Here is a 17,491-nt window from a genome sequence, read left to right as displayed (position 1 = left end):
TGGCAAGAGATCCGCGCTCCGGCACGGATCGAAGGGGTGACCGAGGTGATCCTCACGGTCACACTGAACACGGCACTCGACCTGACGTACGGCGTACCGGCGCTGGTCCCGCACACCAGCCACCGCGTCGGTGACATATCCGAACGCCCCGGCGGCAAAGGGCTCAACGTCGCCCGGGTGCTCTCCGCACTCGGCCACGAGACCGTGGTCACCGGCTTCGCCGGAGGCGCCACCGGAGCCGCACTCCGCGAGCTCCTGGCGGATCTCCCGCCGCGCGACGCGCTCGTCCCCGTCGCCGGGAACACCCGCCGCACCATCGCGGTCGTCGACGCGTCCACCGGCGACACCACCCAGCTCAACGAACCCGGTCCACTCGTCAGCGCCGACGAGTGGACCACCTTCCTCGCCACGTACGAGAAGCTCCTCGCCGGCGCGGACACGGTCGCACTCTGCGGCAGCCTGCCGCCCGGCGTCCACGTCGGCGCCTACGCCGAACTGGTCCGCATCGCCCGCGCCGCCGAGGTCCCCGTTCTCCTCGACACCAGCGGCGAACCGCTGCGCCGGGGCATAGCCGCCCGCCCCGACCTGATCAAGCCGAACGCCGACGAGCTCGCCCAGCTCACCGGTTCCCGCGACCCGCTGCGCGCCACCCATGACGCCCGCCGCCGGGGCGCGCACGGCGTGATCGCCTCGCTCGGCGCGGACGGCATGCTCGCCGTCACACCCGAGGGAACCTGGCGGGCGGCGCCGCCGGACCGGGTCGCGGGCAACCCCACTGGAGCGGGCGACTCCGCGGTGGCCGGGCTGCTGTCCGGTCTCGTCGAGGGGCTGAGCTGGCCGGACCGGCTGCGCAGGGCGGTGGCACTGTCGACGGCGACAGTGCTGGCACCCGCGGCCGGGGAGTTCGACCGGGCGGCGTACGAGGAGCTGCTGCCGCGCGTCGGCGTCGAGGAACAAGCACCGACGGTCTGAGCGGCGCGGAACCAGCTCGCATCGCGCGCCCGGCACCGTCCGGATCATCCCGCACCACACGAAGTCTCAGGGGGCATCATGCCGCTCGTCAGCACCGGTGAACTCGTCTCGGCCGCCCAGGCCGACGGACGCTCAGTCGCCGCCTTCAACGTCATCACACTGGAGCACGCGGAGGCCATCGCCGCGGGCGCGGAACGCGCCGGGGCACCCGCCATCCTGCAGATCTCCGAGAACGCCGTGAAGTTCCACGGCGGTCGGCTCTCCGCCATCGCCGCCGCGACCGCCGCCGTCGCCCGCGCCTCCCACGCGCCGCTCGCGCTCCACCTCGACCACGTCGAGTCCGTGGAACTGCTGCACCAGGCGCACGACGAGGGCTTCGGCTCGGTGATGTTCGACGCCTCGAAGCTGACCTACGAGGAGAACGTACGGGCCACGGCCGACGCGGTCGCCTGGGGCCACGAGCGCGGGATCTGGATCGAGGCGGAGCTCGGCAAGGTCGGCGGCAAGGAGGGCGAGGCCCCGCTCGACGCCCACGCCCCCGGTGTCCGCACCGACCCGGCGGAGGCCGCCGCCTACGTCGCGGCGACCGGCGTCGACGCACTGGCCGTCGCGGTCGGCTCCTCGCACGCGATGACGGAGCGCACCGCAGCCCTGGACCACGCCCTGATCGGCCGGCTGCGCGACGCGGTCCCGGTCCCGCTGGTGCTGCACGGCTCCAGCGGCGTCCCGGACGAGGAGATCCGCCAGGCGGTCGCCTCCGGCATGCGCAAGATCAACGTGGGTACGGCGCTGAACACGGCGTTCACCGGCGCGGTGCGCGCGTACCTGGCCGAGAACCCGACGGGCGTCGACCCGCGCAAGTACCTCGTCCCGGGCCGCGAGGCGATGGTCACGACGGTGGCGGGGTTCCTGAGCCTGATGGGCTGACCCGCCCGGCACGGACGAAACCGGCCCCACCGCCCTCGTCGGGTGGTGGGGCCGGACCGCGTTCGGGGTTCAGCGTGTCTGGTGACCGGCCTTCAACGACAGCTGGTCCAGGTTGGCGTCGCACTGGTCGCCCTCGTTGCACGAGATCATCAGCGTGTTCGGACCCTTGTTGAGGTTGACGTAGGCGTACGTCCTCGTCCAGCCCTTCGACAGGTCGCCCTCCGGGGCATTCGCGAAGTTCTTCATGTTGATGGACCGGGGGCTCTCGGAGTTGACGGTGAGCGAGGTCGTGGCGTCCTTGCCCGGCACGCCGTACGTCACGTAGAGCGTGTACTCGCCGGCCTCCGGCACGTCGACCGACCAGGTCGCGGACCTGCCGACCTCGTTCAGATTGATGTACTGGCCGTTCGCGCCCTTCGCGCCCGCGACCGAGTTGTCGAGCGCGGCCGTGCCGCCGAGCTTCAGCGTCGCGGCGTCCTGCTTCGGCAGCTCCGCCGGGGCCTCGGAGGACGTCTCGGACTGCTTCGGCTTCGGGGACTCCTCGACCTGACCGGCGGGACCGGCCGAGGTGGCAGCCTCGTCCTTCTTGTTGCTGCCCTTGCTGTCGTTCGTGATCATCGCGACGCCGATGCCGACGAGGACGACCGCGACGACCGCGATCGCACCGATCAGCAGGCCCTTGGTGTTCGGACCGCCGCTGCCGGAACCGCCGCTGCGGCCGCCGCCCTGCACTGGGACCTGCGCGGTGGGACCGCCGCCGGGGTACGCCTCCGGGGCGGCGTACTGCGCGTTCGGCCCGCCGTACTGCGCCTGCTGCGGCCCGCCGTACGGCTGCTGCGGCACCGGCTGCCCGTACTGGCGCTCGCCGACCGTCCGCACCTGGTTGTACGAGGTCCTGGGCACGCCGGGCTGCGCGGCAGGACCCGGATAGCCGTAGCCGCCCTGCCGTGGCGACTGGGCGCCGGACGCCTGTCCGTCCTCGTACAGGTAGCCGAACGGATCGTCGTCCTCGGGTGTGCTTGCGCCGTTGTTCCCGGCCGTCATCCCTGGGTCACTCCTCACCATGTCGCCAGCCGTCGCCGAATATCGCCAGCCGTCGCCGACCGGCCGAGCCTACCTCGAACGGAGCACACCAAGAATTGCCGCCGGCCTTCGGGGTGCCGTACCGGAACCGGGGTGGGGTGCGGGAACGGACCTGCCGTGAACGTCAGCCGGCCCTGCGGTGAACCTTGGACCGCGACCGCTTCTCCACATACATCCGCTGGTCGGCGGAGCGCAGCACCTCTTCGGCGGTCATGCCGCAGCCGGCCCAGCCGATCCCGAAACTCGCCCCGACCCGCACCGCACGGCCATCCACCCGAATGGGGGGAATGATGGCGTTGCGCAACCGTACAGCCAGGTCTGCGGCGTCCGCGGCACCGAGCCCGTCCGCGAGGACGACGAATTCGTCACCGCCGAGCCGGGCGACGGTGTCGCCGTCGCGCACGCAGGTGGTGAGCCGCCGGGCGACCTCGATCAGGACGGCATCGCCGGTGTGGTGCCCGAAGCGGTCGTTGATGGACTTGAAACCGTCGAGGTCGCAGAAGAGGACCGCGAGCCCCTTCGTCCCGTCGTCCTGCTCGCTGTCGGGCGCCACCGCGTGCACATGGTGGTCGTACGGGCCGCCGCCCGCCACCGCGTCCGCCTCGAAGCCGTCGGCCCGGAAGCCGTGCGTCCGGGCATCCATGTCCTCGACGTCGCCGTACGCCGCGTCCAGCGCCTCCACGGCGGTGGTCGCCGCAGAGTGCGGGCGCTCGCAGAGCCGGGCGCCGAGCCGGGCGCGCAGCTCGGCGCTGTTGGGCAGGCCGGTGAGCGCGTCGTGCGAGGCGCGGTGCGCGAGGTGCAGCTCATGGCGCTTGCGCTCCTCGATGTCCTCCACATGGGTGAGGAGGAAGCGGGGGCCGTCGGCGGTGTCCGCGACGACGGAGTTGCGCAGCGAGACCCAGAGGTAGGTGCCGTCCCGGCGCCCGAGCCGCAGCTCGGCGCGGCCGCCCTCGGCGGACGTACGCAGCAGGGTGCCGACGTCCTCGGGGTGCACGAGGTCGGCGAAGGAGTAGCGGCGCAGGACGGAGGCGGGGCGGCTGAGGAGCCGGCACAGTGCGTCGTTGGTGCGCAGCAGCCGGCCGTGCTGGTCCCCGCCCATCTCGGCGATGGCCATACCGCTGGGGGCGTACTCGAAGGCCTGGCGGAAGGATTCCTCGCTGGCCCGCAGCGCCTGCTGCTCCCGTTCGAGCCGGACCAGGGCACGCTGCATGTTTGCTCGGAGCCGGGCGTTGCTGATCGCAATGGCCGACTGGGACGCGTACATCTGCAGGGCCTCGCGACCCCAGGCTCCGGGGCGGCGGCCGTTGCGCGGGCGGTCGACGGATATCACGCCGAGGAGGTCCCGGCCGCCGCCGGACGCGTACATCGGGGCGTAGAGCCGGTCCTCCGGATGCCACTCGTCCTCGAAGCGGGGCTCGGGACCTTCGGTGTGCCACTGCGGTACGTCGTCGTCGAGGAGGACCCAGCCGTCGGTGTGCGGTATGAAACAGAGATCGTCCCAGCACTCACCCATGGAGAGCCTGCGCTCCCAGGAGGCGCGCGAGCCGACGCGGCCGGTGATCAGCGCTTCGGCGGCGGAGTTGCCCGCGAACGCGGCGACGACGAGGTCGCCGTCGGGGCGGACGAGGTTGACGCAGGCCAGCCCGTACCCGAGACCGGCGACGATTCCGTCGGCCACGGTCTGCAGTGTGTCGGCCAGGCTCCGCGCCGTGTTGAGATCGGCGACGGCCTGATGCAGCTGCCGCATCGTCGCTAGACGAACGTACGGCTCCGACTCGGCCTCCATTGCTCGCACTCCCCGAGACCTCGACAGCACTCCAGGTTTCATATCGACGTACTTGTTCGCAGTGTCACGGCCACTGAATCACAGTGAGCTGTGCACCCGGTACACAGGGTCAACAAATATTGCCCTCTGTGAGTCAAGTCACAACAGATGATGAAGGGGACCGAGTGATGAAGGGGACCGAGTGATGAAGGGGACCGAGTGATGAAGGGGGCCGAGCGACCTCCGGAAGAGGTCCTTCCTTTTCTTGAACGCAAATCTGTGACGTTGCGCGGAGTCGCGCCTCGTCGCATTGTGCCGTGACGGTGCGACCTCATCGGGCCGGAGTCCTAGGACCCGGCTGGTCCCCTGGCCCGATGCGACCGCGCGCGGGCAATGGCTAGCGTGCCTGTATGTTGCAGACAAAACCCCCCATGTTGCAGACGAAACCCCCCACCCCGCGATCCGGGCCCATCCCCCATGCTGAAGGGGTGAGCAACGAGGAGTTCCGCGGCGCCCTCGCCCGGCTGGCCGCAGGCGTGGTCCTGATCACCGCCCAGGAGCCGCCGCTCGACGAGAACGGGCGCGGCGAGGACGTGGGGATGACGGCAACCGCATTTATGTCCGTGTCACTGGACCCGCCCCTGGTCCTGGTGAGCCTGCGCAACGGCTCCCGGATGGACGACCTGCTGGACGAGCAGCCGTTGTGGGCGGTCTCCGTGCTCGCGGAGAGCCAGCGGCACATCGCGGGACGGTTCGCGATGAAGGGCCGGATCAGCGATCGGCTGCTGTTCGACGACATCCCCTATGTGCGGGGAGAGGTGTCCGGCGCACCTCTGATCGGCGGCGCCCTCGCCACGCTGGAGTGCCGCACGGAGCAGCGGGTGCTCGCGGGCGACCACACGCTGGTGATCGGGCGGGTGGTGAGCGCGGCGCTGCCGAGCGCGGACGGCGGGCCGCTGACGTACTTCCGGGGGCGCTACCGGCAGCTGAGCTGACCGGGAGTCACCGGCGCCCGCCGGTCGGGGCCGGGTCGGGGCCGGAACGGATCGCGGGTGCGGGCCGCCGTCCGCCACCGCCGGAGCGGCCGTGGACTCCGCCTACCAGTCGCGCCCGGAGCGGCCGCGCTTCGTGTCGCCGCGCTGCTTCTTCTCGCGCAGCCGCCGCTCGTTGATCCCGCGCGGGATCCTGGTTTTGCGGCGCGGCTTGGGGGGCGGCGCGGTGGCTTCGGCCAGCAGGGCGGCGAGGCGGACGAGTGCGGTCTCGCGGTTGCGCCACTGGGAGCGGTGCTCCGACGCCCGTACGGTGACCACGCCGCCCACGAGCCGGCTCTCCAGCCGCTGGAGCGCCCGCTCCTTCCACACCTCGGGAAGCGACTCGGTCGCCGCGAGGTCGAAGCGCAGCTCCACCTGGGAGTCGCTGGTGTTGACGTGCTGACCGCCGGGACCGGAGGACCGCGAGAAACGCCACATGAGTTCGGTCTCCGGCAGGGAGACCGAACCGCGGATGACATAGGGCCCGGACATGACACCCATGTTCCCTGGCCGGGGACCCGTTCGTCACCTCCTTTTGCCGCACCCGACCGCCGGCCCGGCTGCGAATCGGGTAAAGAAAGCAAAGAGGCCAGGAACCTCTCGGTCCTCCGCCTGCGTTATGACGGGTGACGGTAGCTTCGTGAACGCATGAAGCCCGCACCCGACGATGAAAGGGACTTCCCATGGCAGTAAGCCTGTCCAAGGGCGGCAACGTCTCGCTCACCAAGGAGGCCCCGGGCCTGACCGCCGTCACGGTCGGCCTCGGCTGGGACGTCCGTACCACCACCGGCACCGACTTCGACCTCGACGCCTCGGCGATCGCGGTGAACGCGGCGGGGAAGGTCGTCTCCGACGGCCACTTCGTCTTCTTCAACAACAAGTCGACGCCGGACCAGACCATCGTCCACACCGGTGACAACGTCACGGGCCAGGGCGAGGGCGACGACGAGCAGATCAACGTCAACCTGGCGGGCCTCACTGCCGACGTCGACAAGATCGTCTTCCCGGTCTCCATCTACGACGCCGAGACGCGCAGCCAGAACTTCGGCCAGGTGCGCAACGCGTTCATCCGCATCCTCAACCAGGCCGGCGGCGCCGAGATCGCCCGCTACGACCTGAGCGAGGACGCCGCCACCGAGACCGCGATGGTCTTCGGCGAGCTGTACCGCAACGGCGCGGAGTGGAAGTTCCGCGCGGTGGGCCAGGGATACGCCTCGGGCCTGCGCGGCATCGCGCAGGACTTCGGCGTCAACCTCTGACGCAGAGTCCAGGGGCCTGAAGGCCCGAACAGCGGGAGCCCCCGGCCGATTGTTTTCGGCCAGGGGCTCCCGTTCGTCCGTCCTGCCGCCGGCCATCCGCCAAGATGCCGATGACCTTATGCCGCATATCGGATGACGCTCCCTCACAGACGGACAAGATCCGGTCAAATCCTTGACGCGCCCCTGCCAATCGGGGCGCGGCGGTGCCACTCTCACCGCAGCCCCCTCACGGAGCTGATGGATCGAGTGAAGGAGAACGAGTGAGAACCACTCTGCGTGCCGCCGCTCTTGCCGCTACCGCCGCCATGGTCGTCGTCGGCGTACAAGCAGGTCCGGCCGGTGCGGCCCAGGACCGCGAGTCCGGGGCCACCGCCCTGCCTCTCAGCGCGTCCCAGCGGGTCTCGGCCCTCAAGGAGGCCCAGGCCGGGGCCGCCTCGACCGCCGCGAAGATCAAGCTCGGCGGCAAGGAAAAGCTCGTCGTCCGCGATGTGATCAAGGACGCCGACGGCACGGTTCACACCCGATACGAGCGCACCTACGACGGACTGCCCGTCCTCGGCGGCGACCTCGTCACCCACACCCGTAAGGACGGCTCCCTCAAGGGGGTCTCCAAGGCCACGAGCGCCCAGATAACCGTGGCGTCGACGGACACCGGGACCAGCGCCAAGTCCAGTGGCCGGAAGGTGATCTGGGCCGCCACCGGCAAGCCCACGCTCGCCTACGAGAACGTGGTCAAGGGCACCCAGCACGACGGGACGCCCAGCGAGCGTCACGTCATCACGGACGCCACCACTGGCAAGGAGCTCTACTCGTACGAGGGCATCGAGACCGGGTCCGGCACCAGCCAGTACAGCGGCACGGTGAACCTCGGCACCACGGCCTCCGGGTCCGGCTACAACCTGACCGACGGCGGTCGCGGCGGCCACAACACGTACGACCTGAACGGCGGCACCGCCGGCACCGGGACGCTCTTCACCGACGCCGACGACATCTGGGGCAACGGTCTCGCGACCAACCGCCAGACCGCCGCCGTCGACGCCCACTACGGCGCCGCCGTGACCTGGGACTTCTACAAGAACGTCCTGGCACGCAACGGCATCGCGGGCGACGGCAGGGCCGCGTACTCCCGGGTCCACTACGGCAACGCGTACGTCAACGCGTTCTGGTCGGACAGCTGCTTCTGCATGACGTACGGCGACGGCTCGGGCAACCTCAAGCCGCTCACCTCGCTGGACGTCGCCGGGCACGAGATGAGCCATGGTCTGACCGCGGCCACCGCGAGGCTCAACTACAGCGGCGAGTCGGGCGGCCTCAACGAGGCGACCAGCGACATCTTCGGCACCGCGGTCGAGTTCTACGCCGCCAACAGCAGCGACGTCGGCGACTACCTCATCGGTGAGAAGATCGACATCAGGGGTAACGGCACCCCGCTGCGCTACATGGACAAGCCGAGCAAGGACGGCTCCTCCGCCGACTCCTGGTCGAAGACCGTCGGCCGCCTCGACGTCCACTACTCGTCCGGGCCCGCCAACCACTTCTTCTACCTGCTGTCCGAGGGCAGCGGGGCGAAGACCATCAACGGGGTCTCCTACAACTCGCCGACCTCCAACGGCTCCACGGTCACGGGGATCGGGCGCGACAAGGCCATTCAGATCTGGTACCGGGCCCTCTCGACCTACATGACGTCGACCACCAACTACGCCAAGGCGCGGACCGCGACCCTGACGGCGGCGACCGATCTGTACGGGGCGGGGAGCGCGGAGTACGCGGCCGTCGCCGCCGCCTGGTCCGGAATCAACGTGAAGTAGCCCCTGTCTGTGCGGTTCCAGGAGCCGGTCAGCCCTTCGCGGCGGGCCGGCTCCTGCCGTACAGCCAGGTGTTCCACAGGTCCGTCAGATCCCGGCCGGTCGTCTTCTCCGCATAGGCGGTGAAGTCGGCCGTCGACGCGCCGCCGTGCCGGTGCGCCTTCGTCCAGCCCCTGACGAGGGCGAAGAACCGCTTGTCGTCGCCCACCGCCTGCCGGATTTTGTGGATCACCATCGCCCCGCGCCCGTACACCGGCGGCTGCGAGATGTCCGCGGCCGTCGGCGGATCGGATGGCGGGAACGCCCAGTTGGCGTCGCTCGCGAAGGCGCGGTCGAAGCTGTCCTGGACGGGGACGCCCTCCTTGTCCGCCTGCCACAGCCACTCCGCGTACGTCGCGAAGCCCTCGTTGAGCCACATGTCCCGCCAGCTCTCGGGCGTGACGGAGTCCCCGAACCACTGGTGGGACATCTCGTGGACGAGGAGTCCGACGCTCGGCGGGCCGGGGAAGAACGGCCGGTTCTGGGTCTCCAGCGCATACCCGGCGTCGTCCGGGCGGTCGACGATCGCGCCGGTCGAGGAGAACGGATACGGGCCGAAGCGCTCGGCCTCCCACCGCACGACCTCGGGGATCCGGGCCAGGGTCCGGGCACTCGCCGCCGCCGACTTCGGGTCCACGGCCGTGAACACCTTGATGCCGTCGGGGGTCGTCGACGCCTTCGTGTCGAAGTGCCCGATGGCGAGCGTCGCGAGATAGGTCGCCATGGGCGCGGCGGTGTGCCAGTGGAACGTGGTGGTGCCACCGGAGGTCCTACGGGACGTCAGCTCGCCGTTGGACACGGCGGTCAGGCCCTTGGGAACGGTGACCGTGAGGTCGTAGGACGCCTTGTCGCTCGGGTGGTTGTTGCCGGGGAACCAGGCCATCGCCCCGACCGGCTCACCGAGCGCCACCGATCCGTCCGCCGTCCTCAGCCAGCCCTCCTGCGACTTGTCCGGGTCGGTGAGGGTCAGCGGGGAACCGGAGTAGCGGACGACCGTACGGAACGTCCTGCCCTTGTGGAGGTGGCTCTCCACCTCGGCATCGGGGCGCAGCGTCAGTTCGTGGGCCGCCCGGTTGACGGCGGCCGGGCGGCCCTCGACCTGCGCGGACTCGACGGTCAGGCCGGCCAGGTCGAGGTTGAAGGCGCTGAGGTCCTGGGTGGCGCGCGCGGTGATCACGGCAGTGCCGCGCAGGTGCTGGGCGGCTGGGTCGACGTCGAGGGTGAGGTCGTAATGGGTGACGTCGTACCCGCCGTTGCCGACCTTCGGGAAGTACGGGTCGCGCAGACCGGCGGCGCCGGGGGTGCCCTCCACACCGCCGGTCCCGGCGGAGCAGGCGGTGCCGAGGGAAGCGACGGCGGTCGTGGCGAGGGCCAGGATCAGAGCGGTGGGACGCACGCAGATAATCCTATGTGCGGAATGTCGGTTTGGCGGATCGGTGGATGCTCACCCCGAGTCCCGGTTCCGCAGCAGCGCCGCGATCTCCGCGAACCCGCGCCGGTCCTGCGCATCGGGGTCCGCACCCGCCTCGACGAGCAGCCGGGCGAACTCGACGTGGTCTCGTTGACGGCGAGCATCGCCCGGGCCCTGTTCATCAGCGAGGCCACGGTCAAGACGCACCTGGGCCGCATCTACGACAAACTCGGTGTCGACACCCGCGCGGGCGCCGTGGCCGGGGCGAAGGAGCAGCGGCTGCTGCCGTGAGCCGGGCCGCCTGCGGCGAGTACCGCCGCAGCGCCACGCGCCCGCGGTCCCGGGGGCCGTGGACGGCCCGCCGCTCCGGCGTCGACGCACCCCCGGGCATGACACCATCGAACTGTGCTCGACATCGGCTACTCCCTCTCCCGACGCTTCCCCGATCCCCCGCAGACCGACTACCGCCGCGCGGACGTCCACGCCCTGCGGCACGACCTGTTCTCCGGGGACGTCTACCTCGCGGACACCAAGGCGGACCGCGAGGTATCCACAGCCTGGGGATGGGTGCCCGTGCTCGACTTCGCCTGGGCGCTCTGCGACATCGTCGAGCAGATCGACCAGGACCCCCGCGGCAGCCGCTCGCACCGACGGCAGTTCGCCGAGCTGGACTTCACCGAGTCGTCCGACCGGATGCTCTTCGAGCGCCGCTTCGGCTGGGTCGATGTCGAAGCGGACTGGATGCCCGGCGACGAGCCCCCGCTCACCTTCAGCCACTCCCTGCTGCGCCGAGAGGCCCGCGACTTCCTGCACGACCTGATCGCGGACCTCGCCGACATGCACGAGGGGCTCGCCGACAACCCGGTGATCTGGGACCTCCAGGCCCGCTTCCCCCGGGTCTGACGAGCGGATCGGGGAAACGGCTGGGGGGTGTCCGGCGGATCATCGCGACCCCGGCCCTGATCCGCCGGACACCCCCTACGCCTCCACCCGCACCCCGATCTGCGCCGCGAACGCCGGGGCCAGTTCCATCAGCTGCACCGGGCTGATCACCGCCCCCGCCAGCCGCTCCACGCCACGGGCGATGTCCAGCTCGGCGGCCGTCCGCAAGTCCACCGACTCCATCCGTACGGAACTGAAGTCGGCCCGCTTCAGCACACAGTCCCGGAACTCCACCCGCACCAGCTGCGCGTCCCCGAAGTCCGGCTCGGACAGCACGCAGCCCTCGAAGACCACGTCCTTCAGCCGCGCCTTGCGCAGGTTCAGATAGTCGATCTTCCCGCCGCGCACATGGACCCGCTCCAGCACCGCGCCGTGCAGCTGCACCCCGCCCAGCCGCGCGTCCACCACCTCCACATCACGCAGCGAAGCCCCCGCGAGATCGGTGCCCACCCCCCGCACCCCCGTCAGGACCGAGTCGATGAAGCGGGCCCTGATCAGCTTCGTACGGTCGAGCGCGCATCCCTCCAGCGCGCAGTCCATGAACCGGGCGCCCGGACCCGACTCGTCCGACAGGTCCGTCCCCTCGAACCGCACACCGTCGTAGTCCCCGTCGGGCTCCAGCCCTCCCCCGTCGTACGGAACGAGCGGCGGCAGCCGCACCTCCGGTCGCCGTGCCGCCGCGATGGTGTCCGTCTTCCTGCTGCTGCGCGCCATGCCCCCCATCGTGACGCACGCCACTGACAACGCCCCCGCACCGCTGTCACACCCGGGCCCCCTCCTGACGTCACCTCTTTGTCATCGTTCACGACGACGAGGAGACAGGGACGCATGCAGCGCATACACATCATCGGCGGCGGACTCGCCGGGTTCACCGCAGCGATCACAGCCGCCGAGTCCGGCGCCCTGGTGACCGTCCACGAGGCCCACCACACGCTCGGCGGCCGCGCCAGGACCGCCGAGGGCCCGTACCGCACCAACGAAGGACCCCACGCCCTCTACCGCCATGGACCGCACTGGACGTGGCTCGCGCAGCGCAATCTTCTCGGCCCGGTCGCCACGGTGCCGCTCCTCGAAGCCACCCGGCTCCGTTTCCGGCTGGGCGGCACCCTGCGCCGCACCCCGCCCCTCGGCCTCCTCCGGCTCACCCGCCGCCGCGCCGGACACGCCCCCGTCGACACCGACTTCCATACCTGGGCCACCGGCCGGGCCGGCGAGGAGACCGCCCGCGCGGCCGCGCACTACGCCGCCGTGGCGCTCTTCCACCACGACCCCGGTTCGCTTTCCGCCGCGTTCGTCCAGGAGCGGCTGTGCCGCGCCACCGCGCTGCCGCCCGAGGCGCGCTACCCGGTCGGCGGCTGGGCGCAGATCATCGACCGGATGGCCGCACGCGCCTGGAACCTGAGCGTCCGGATCGAGACGGTGACACGGATCGACCCGAGCGCCCTCGACGACCTGGCCCGCAGCGGCCCCGTCATCGTCGCCACCTCCCTCGACACCGCCCGCGGACTGCTCCGCGACCCCACGCTGACCTGGGACAGCGGCAGAACCGCCCTGATCGACCTGGCCCTGCGCACCCGGCGCGGCGACGCCTTCGCCGTCTCCGACCTGGACGCCCCCGGCTGGATCGAACGCTTCAGCGCCCAGGACCGCACCCTTGCCCCGGCGGGCCGGCAGCTCGTCCAGGGCCAGTTCCCCGTCGCCCCCGGTGAGTCGAAGGCGGCGGGCATCGCCCGTGCCGAAGACGTCCTCGACCTCGGCTTCCCGGGCTGGCGCGACCGCGTCGAGTGGCGGCGCGACGCGCTCGCCGCCGACCGCACGGGCGCGGTCGACCGCCCCGGCACCACCTGGCGGGACCGGCCGGCCATCGACCGCGGCAACGACATCTACCTCGCGGGCGACCAGGTAGCGGCGCCGGGACTGCTCAGCGAGGTGTCGTTCAACAGCGGGATGGAGGCGGCGCTGCTCGCCCTCGGAACGGGCGAGCAGCACCCGCCGCGGGCCGCCTGCGTCCCGCCGTCCAGCGCTTCCCGCTCGCCGAGGCGGCCGCCGCCCACCGCGCCCTGGAGACGCGCGGCACGATGGGCAAGGTCCTCCTCGTCCCCTGAGGGCGAAGGTCAGCCACCGAGCTTCGTCAGCGCCCCGTCCGTCAGCCGGTACACCGTCCATTCGTCCTGCGGGCGCGCGCCCAGCGACTCGTAGAACGCGATGGACGGGGCGTTCCAGTTCAGCACCGACCACTCCAGACGCTCGTACCCCCGCTCCACACAGATCCGTGCCAGCTCCGTCAGCAGCGCCTTGCCGTGCCCGCCGCCACGCCGGTCGGGACGTACGTACAGGTCCTCCAGGTAGATGCCGTGCACCCCGCGCCACGTCGAGAAATTCAGGAACCAGAGCGCGAAGCCCACGATCTCCCCGTCCTCGTCCGACTCGGCGATGTGCGCATACGCGGCGGGCCGCTCGCCGAACAACGCCTCGTGCAGCTGCTCCTCGGTGGCGTTTGCCTCGTGGAGCGCCTTCTCGTACTCGGCGAGATCGCGGATCATGGAATGGATGACAGGGACATCGACAGCAGTAGCGGTACGAATCATGGGAGCAGCGTAAGCAGCCGCCCCGCCCACCGTCTTCCCGCTATCCCCGGCCCAGCAGCTGCCGGGCGATCTCCGCCTGCTCCGGCCCCAAGCGGCTCTCCCCGTCCGTCACGTCCCAGATGCTGTTCTGCAGCGCCCGCCCCAGCGTCCAGGCACGCGCCCGCTCCCGGCCAAGACCGAGTACCTCCGTCATCAGGTCGAACCGCCATCGCACCGTCGACGCGTCGAACCGGTTGTGCAGGGCCGGCATCAGATCGAACCCGGGGTCCCCGGCCAGCGGTTTCGGGTCCAGCGCGACCCACTCGTGCGCCCGGCCCTCCTCCGCACGTCCAGCCAGGATGTTGTCGTAGTGCAGGTCCCAGTGGAGCAGCCGGTCCCCCGGCTCGCCCGCCACCTCACGCACGGCCGCCGCACAGTCCGCCAGCAGTCGCCGCTCCGCCGCGTCCGCCAGCCCCGCCACTGCCCGCTCCGCCCCGTCCAGCATCCACTCCGCGACATCCCCCAGCCGTCGCAGCCCGTCCGGCGCCGGTACGGCTGTCAGCCGGGCCAACAGCCCCGCGAGCACCTCCACCGCCGTCCGCTCGTCCGCCACCGCCGACAGCGGCCGCCGCTCGTCCAGCCGTTCCAGCAGCATCGTGCCGGTCCCGACGTCGTGACCGAGCAGTCCCACCGCCCCGGCGCCCGCCTCGCCCCACGCACGCAGGGCGACCGGCTCCCCCGCCGTCTCCTCGTCCGCGGCCTGGAGCTTCAGCGCCGCCCGCCGGCCGTCCGACGCACGGACCACCGGCAGCACCAGCGCGCACATCCCGTACATCGCGGCCCCGTCCGGCCGCAGCCCCCACTCGCCCAGGAACCGGTCCGCGAGCCCCGGGAGCGCGGCCAGGAACGCCCGCCCGGCCTCGCCGTTGTACTTGGACCGGGTGGCGATCAGCGCGTCCGGAATGTCAATCACGCACCCGATCGTAGGCCCGTGCGTCAATCGGTTATGCCCCGCAGCAGCCCGGCCCCGCCCACGAGCCCGCGCTCCCTCCCGACGCGCACCCTGCACGCCGTCCGCTTCTGGATCCGCAGCGCGCCCGGCACGTACATCTGGCTGACGGCCCTCTTCGTCACCACGGTCGTGGTGCATCAGATGTCCCCCGACTTCGAGGAGGACTTCCTGCGTCAGCACTCGACCAACATCCACGAACTCGTCCGCGACCCGGTACGTGTCCTCATCTCCAGCGCCTTCTGGATCGACAGCGGCAAGTGGCTCCCGTACGCCTTCCTCTTCACGGTCTTCCACGCCCGCGCCGAACGCTGGCTCGGCACGCTGCGCTGGGTCGCGGTTGCGGCGCTCGCCCACATCCTGGCCACCCTCGTCAGCGAGGGCGTCCTCGCCTGGGCCGTCCGCCACGGACAGGCACCCACGTCGGCGGTCCACACCTTGGACGTCGGGGTCAGTTACGCGCTCGCGGGCGTCGTCGCCGTCCTCACGTACCACGTCCCCCGGCCCTTGCGGTACGGGTACCTCTTCGGCGTCCTCGTCGTCTACGGCATCCCCCTCATCACCAGCCGCACCTTCACCGACCTCGGCCACATCACCGCCGTCCTCATCGGTCTCGCCTGCTATCCGCTCACCCGGGGGAGGACGCAACCGCCCCCGCGCAGTAACGTCCCGCCACACAGGAACTCGACTTCACAAGGACGAGCAGGGGCAACATGAGCACGGTCAGCACGGTCAACGGCGGAATATCGTTCTGGTACGCGGACCAAGGCACGCCCGCCCCGCGCGAGCCTCTGCCCGGCGACACCACCACGGACGTCTGCATCGTCGGCGGCGGGTACACCGGACTCTGGACGGCGTACTACCTCAAAAAGGCCGCCCCCTTCCTGAACATCACCGTCCTCGAGGCGAAGTTCTGCGGTTACGGCGCCTCCGGCCGCAACGGCGGCTGGCTCTACAACGGCATCGCGGGCCGCGACCGCTACGCGAAACTCCACGGCCACGACGCCGCCGTCCGCCTCCAGAAGGCGATGAACGACACCGTCGACGAGGTCGTACGCGTCGCCGCCGAAGAGAACATCGACGCCGACATCCACCAGGGCGGCGTCCTCGAAGTGGCCTACACGCCGGCCCAGCTGGCCCGCCTCAAGGACTTCCACTCCGTCGAGATCGCCTTCGGCGAGACCGACCGGGTCCTGCGCGGCGCCCGCGAGACCGCCGAACGCATCCGCGTCACCGGGGCCGTCGGCTCCAGCTGGACGCCGCACGGCGCCCGCCTGCACCCGGTCAAACTCGTCAAGGGGCTCGCCGACGCCGTCGAGGCGCTCGGCGTCACCATCCACGAGTCGACCCCCGTCACCGAGATCAAGCCCAAGCACGCCCACACCCCGTACGGCACCGTCCGCGCCCCGTACATCCTGCGCTGCACCGAGGGCTTCACGGCCAACCTCAAGGGCCAGAAGCGCACCTGGCTCCCGATGAACTCCTCGATGATCGCCACCGAACCGCTCCCGAAGTCGGTCTGGGACACCATCGGCTGGGACGGCCGCGAGACGCTCGGCGACATGGCCCACGCCTACATGTACGCCCAGCGCACCGCCGACGACCGCATCGCGCTGGGCGGCCGGGGCGTCCCGTACCGCTTCGGCTCCGGCACCGACAATGACGGGCGCACCCAGCCCGCCACCATCGAGGCCCTCCGCGAGATCCTGGTCCGCTTCTTCCCCACCACCGCGGGCGCCCGCATCGACCACGCCTGGTCCGGCGTCCTCGGCGTCCCCCGCGACTGGTGCGCCACGGTCACCCTCGACCGCTCCACCGGACTCGGCTGGGCCGGCGGCTACGTCGGCTCCGGCGTCGCCACCACCAACCTCGCCGCCCGCACCCTGCGCGACCTGATCCAGCAGGACTCCGGCCAGTCGGGCCCCACCGAACTGACCACCCTCCCCTGGGTCAACCACAAGGTCCGCCGCTGGGAACCGGAACCCTTCCGCTGGATCGGCGTCCACGGCATGTACGCGGCCTACCGCACCGCGGACCGCCGCGAACTCACCTCGGCCGAAGCCACCACCGACCCGATCGCCAAGGTGGCGGACCGGCTGGCGGGACGGCACTGAAAAACATTCGTTCGCCGATGTCCTTCGACGCGGCCCGTTTCGGCGGACGCTGATCTTTCGAGAGCCAGGCCCAGGTCTACGGGGAAGTCCTACCTGCAAAGTATGGGAGCACTGCACGCATGAGCAGGGAACAGCGGCCCAACCCGCGCTTGAACGAAGATCTGCTGTTCAACGCGGCGCCCGGTGGGCCACCCCGCTACAACCGTGTCGCACAGGGATCTGTGCAGTACGTGCGGGTAGCCGCCGACAACGGCGTGGTGATCGGGTACGTCTGGGCGAACGACGAGGGAGAAGCCGCCGGCTGGGTGGTGCCGCCGGGACTCGGCGCCGCCGAGATCAACGCCGGTGCCGCATGGCTCAGGAAACTCCGCGACGCGAAGGGCCGCGGGATTACTCCCACCGCCCTGCTCGACGAGCTGATCCGGGACACGAGCGACATCCAGGGAAGCCGCGTCGTACCCGACTCGCTGAGCGAGGCGCCGAACCCCGACGCGATCCGGAGACTGACCAACCCGAGCTGAGACCCAGGGCTACGCCCATGAGAAACGAGGATCAGGTCAACTCGCG

17 protein-coding genes and 3 pseudogenes are annotated in these 17,491 nt (G+C 70.9%); 12 read left to right on the top strand and 8 right to left on the bottom strand.

What is annotated here, in order from left to right; all coding sequences use genetic code 11:
• Window positions 1–45 precede the first annotated feature (45 nt).
• Entirely contained in the window at window positions 46–972 is a 927-nt protein-coding gene (locus tag ACGFSA_RS10455; protein WP_393302833.1) for a 1-phosphofructokinase family hexose kinase, read from the top strand.
• A gap of 78 nt (window positions 973–1,050) precedes the next feature.
• Window positions 1,051–1,899 (top strand): ketose-bisphosphate aldolase, encoded by an 849-nt coding sequence (locus ACGFSA_RS10450; RefSeq protein ID WP_393302575.1) that lies wholly within the window; start codon window positions 1,051–1,053, stop codon window positions 1,897–1,899.
• 69 nt (window positions 1,900–1,968) lie between these two features.
• Here ACGFSA_RS10450 and ACGFSA_RS10445 read toward each other — a convergent pair whose 3' ends face one another.
• Window positions 1,969–2,943, bottom strand: coding sequence for a carbohydrate-binding protein (locus tag ACGFSA_RS10445; RefSeq protein ID WP_393302572.1), 975 nt, complete (start codon window positions 2,941–2,943; stop codon window positions 1,969–1,971).
• A 163-nt stretch (window positions 2,944–3,106) separates the two neighbouring features.
• On the bottom strand, window positions 3,107–4,768 hold the full coding sequence (gene cdgB, locus ACGFSA_RS10440) for a diguanylate cyclase CdgB (protein WP_393302569.1): 1,662 nt from the start codon (window positions 4,766–4,768) through the stop codon (window positions 3,107–3,109).
• 467 nt (window positions 4,769–5,235) lie between these two features.
• On the opposite strand from cdgB, the gene ACGFSA_RS10435 reads away from it, so the two are divergent.
• Window positions 5,236–5,742: a flavin reductase family protein gene (locus tag ACGFSA_RS10435; protein ID WP_393302566.1), complete on the top strand. Its 507-nt coding sequence runs from the start codon at window positions 5,236–5,238 to the stop codon at window positions 5,740–5,742.
• Window positions 5,743–5,844: 102 nt separating this feature from the next.
• Here ACGFSA_RS10435 and arfB read toward each other — a convergent pair whose 3' ends face one another.
• Window positions 5,845–6,270: an alternative ribosome rescue aminoacyl-tRNA hydrolase ArfB gene (gene arfB / locus ACGFSA_RS10430; protein ID WP_393302563.1), complete on the bottom strand. Its 426-nt coding sequence runs from the start codon at window positions 6,268–6,270 to the stop codon at window positions 5,845–5,847.
• 191 nt (window positions 6,271–6,461) lie between these two features.
• Between arfB and ACGFSA_RS10425 the strand changes: the two genes are divergently transcribed.
• Both ACGFSA_RS10425 and ACGFSA_RS10420 read left to right on the top strand, forming a co-directional pair.
• Window positions 6,462–7,037: a TerD family protein gene (locus ACGFSA_RS10425; RefSeq protein WP_037692840.1), complete on the top strand. Its 576-nt coding sequence runs from the start codon at window positions 6,462–6,464 to the stop codon at window positions 7,035–7,037.
• A 305-nt stretch (window positions 7,038–7,342) separates the two neighbouring features.
• Window positions 7,343–8,845 (top strand): M4 family metallopeptidase, encoded by a 1,503-nt coding sequence (locus tag ACGFSA_RS10420; protein ID WP_393302831.1) that lies wholly within the window; start codon window positions 7,343–7,345, stop codon window positions 8,843–8,845.
• 28 nt (window positions 8,846–8,873) lie between these two features.
• Here ACGFSA_RS10420 and ACGFSA_RS10415 read toward each other — a convergent pair whose 3' ends face one another.
• Both ACGFSA_RS10415 and ACGFSA_RS10410 read right to left on the bottom strand, forming a co-directional pair.
• Window positions 8,874–10,277 (bottom strand): M1 family metallopeptidase, encoded by a 1,404-nt coding sequence (locus tag ACGFSA_RS10415; RefSeq protein WP_393302559.1) that lies wholly within the window; start codon window positions 10,275–10,277, stop codon window positions 8,874–8,876.
• Between the two features lie 96 nt (window positions 10,278–10,373).
• Window positions 10,374–10,439: pseudogene (locus ACGFSA_RS10410) on the bottom strand (ankyrin repeat domain-containing protein); the annotation flags it as partial.
• A 12-nt stretch (window positions 10,440–10,451) separates the two neighbouring features.
• Here ACGFSA_RS10410 and ACGFSA_RS10405 point away from each other — a divergent pair.
• Both ACGFSA_RS10405 and ACGFSA_RS10400 read left to right on the top strand, forming a co-directional pair.
• Window positions 10,452–10,583 (top strand): annotated as a pseudogene (locus tag ACGFSA_RS10405) (response regulator transcription factor); the annotation flags it as partial.
• A gap of 114 nt (window positions 10,584–10,697) precedes the next feature.
• Window positions 10,698–11,195: a hypothetical protein gene (locus ACGFSA_RS10400; protein WP_037692856.1), complete on the top strand. Its 498-nt coding sequence runs from the start codon at window positions 10,698–10,700 to the stop codon at window positions 11,193–11,195.
• Between the two features lie 75 nt (window positions 11,196–11,270).
• Here the strand turns inward: ACGFSA_RS10400 and ACGFSA_RS10395 are convergent, their stop codons facing one another.
• The gene (locus ACGFSA_RS10395; protein ID WP_393302556.1) at window positions 11,271–11,948 is read right to left on the bottom strand and encodes a pentapeptide repeat-containing protein; all 678 of its coding nucleotides are present in this window, start codon (window positions 11,946–11,948) and stop codon (window positions 11,271–11,273) included.
• 114 nt (window positions 11,949–12,062) lie between these two features.
• On the opposite strand from ACGFSA_RS10395, the pseudogene ACGFSA_RS10390 reads away from it, so the two are divergent.
• Window positions 12,063–13,217 (top strand): annotated as a pseudogene (locus tag ACGFSA_RS10390) (NAD(P)-binding protein); the annotation flags it as partial.
• 20 nt (window positions 13,218–13,237) lie between these two features.
• Entirely contained in the window at window positions 13,238–13,339 is a 102-nt protein-coding gene (locus ACGFSA_RS10385) for a zinc-binding dehydrogenase (RefSeq protein ID WP_393302829.1), read from the top strand.
• A 9-nt stretch (window positions 13,340–13,348) separates the two neighbouring features.
• On the opposite strand, the gene ACGFSA_RS10380 is transcribed toward ACGFSA_RS10385, so the two are convergent.
• Together ACGFSA_RS10380 and ACGFSA_RS10375 are read right to left on the bottom strand one after the other, a co-directional pair.
• Window positions 13,349–13,822 (bottom strand): GNAT family N-acetyltransferase, encoded by a 474-nt coding sequence (locus ACGFSA_RS10380; protein ID WP_393302553.1) that lies wholly within the window; start codon window positions 13,820–13,822, stop codon window positions 13,349–13,351.
• Between the two features lie 40 nt (window positions 13,823–13,862).
• Window positions 13,863–14,774 carry an aminoglycoside phosphotransferase family protein gene (locus ACGFSA_RS10375; RefSeq protein ID WP_393302550.1) on the bottom strand — a complete coding sequence of 304 codons (912 nt, stop codon included), beginning with the start codon at window positions 14,772–14,774 and terminating at the stop codon, window positions 13,863–13,865.
• A 33-nt stretch (window positions 14,775–14,807) separates the two neighbouring features.
• Between ACGFSA_RS10375 and ACGFSA_RS10370 the strand changes: the two genes are divergently transcribed.
• From ACGFSA_RS10370 to ACGFSA_RS10360, 3 genes are all read left to right on the top strand, one after another.
• A complete protein-coding gene (locus ACGFSA_RS10370; RefSeq protein ID WP_393302827.1) occupies window positions 14,808–15,527 on the top strand; it encodes a rhomboid-like protein in 720 nt (239 codons plus the stop codon).
• Window positions 15,524–16,924 carry an NAD(P)/FAD-dependent oxidoreductase gene (locus ACGFSA_RS10365; protein ID WP_393302547.1) on the top strand — a complete coding sequence of 467 codons (1,401 nt, stop codon included), beginning with the start codon at window positions 15,524–15,526 and terminating at the stop codon, window positions 16,922–16,924. The genes ACGFSA_RS10370 and ACGFSA_RS10365 overlap by 4 nt, the downstream gene beginning before the upstream one ends.
• Before the next feature lie 119 nt (window positions 16,925–17,043).
• Window positions 17,044–17,445 carry a hypothetical protein gene (locus ACGFSA_RS10360; RefSeq protein ID WP_393302544.1) on the top strand — a complete coding sequence of 134 codons (402 nt, stop codon included), beginning with the start codon at window positions 17,044–17,046 and terminating at the stop codon, window positions 17,443–17,445.
• Window positions 17,446–17,491 lie beyond the last annotated feature (46 nt).

The sequence above is a fragment of the Streptomyces sp. NPDC048496 genome (assembly GCF_043200055.1).
Taxonomy (GTDB): domain Bacteria; phylum Actinomycetota; class Actinomycetes; order Streptomycetales; family Streptomycetaceae; genus Streptomyces.
Note: the sequence above shows the minus strand (reverse complement) of the source record. Positions and strands in the feature narration are given on the sequence as shown.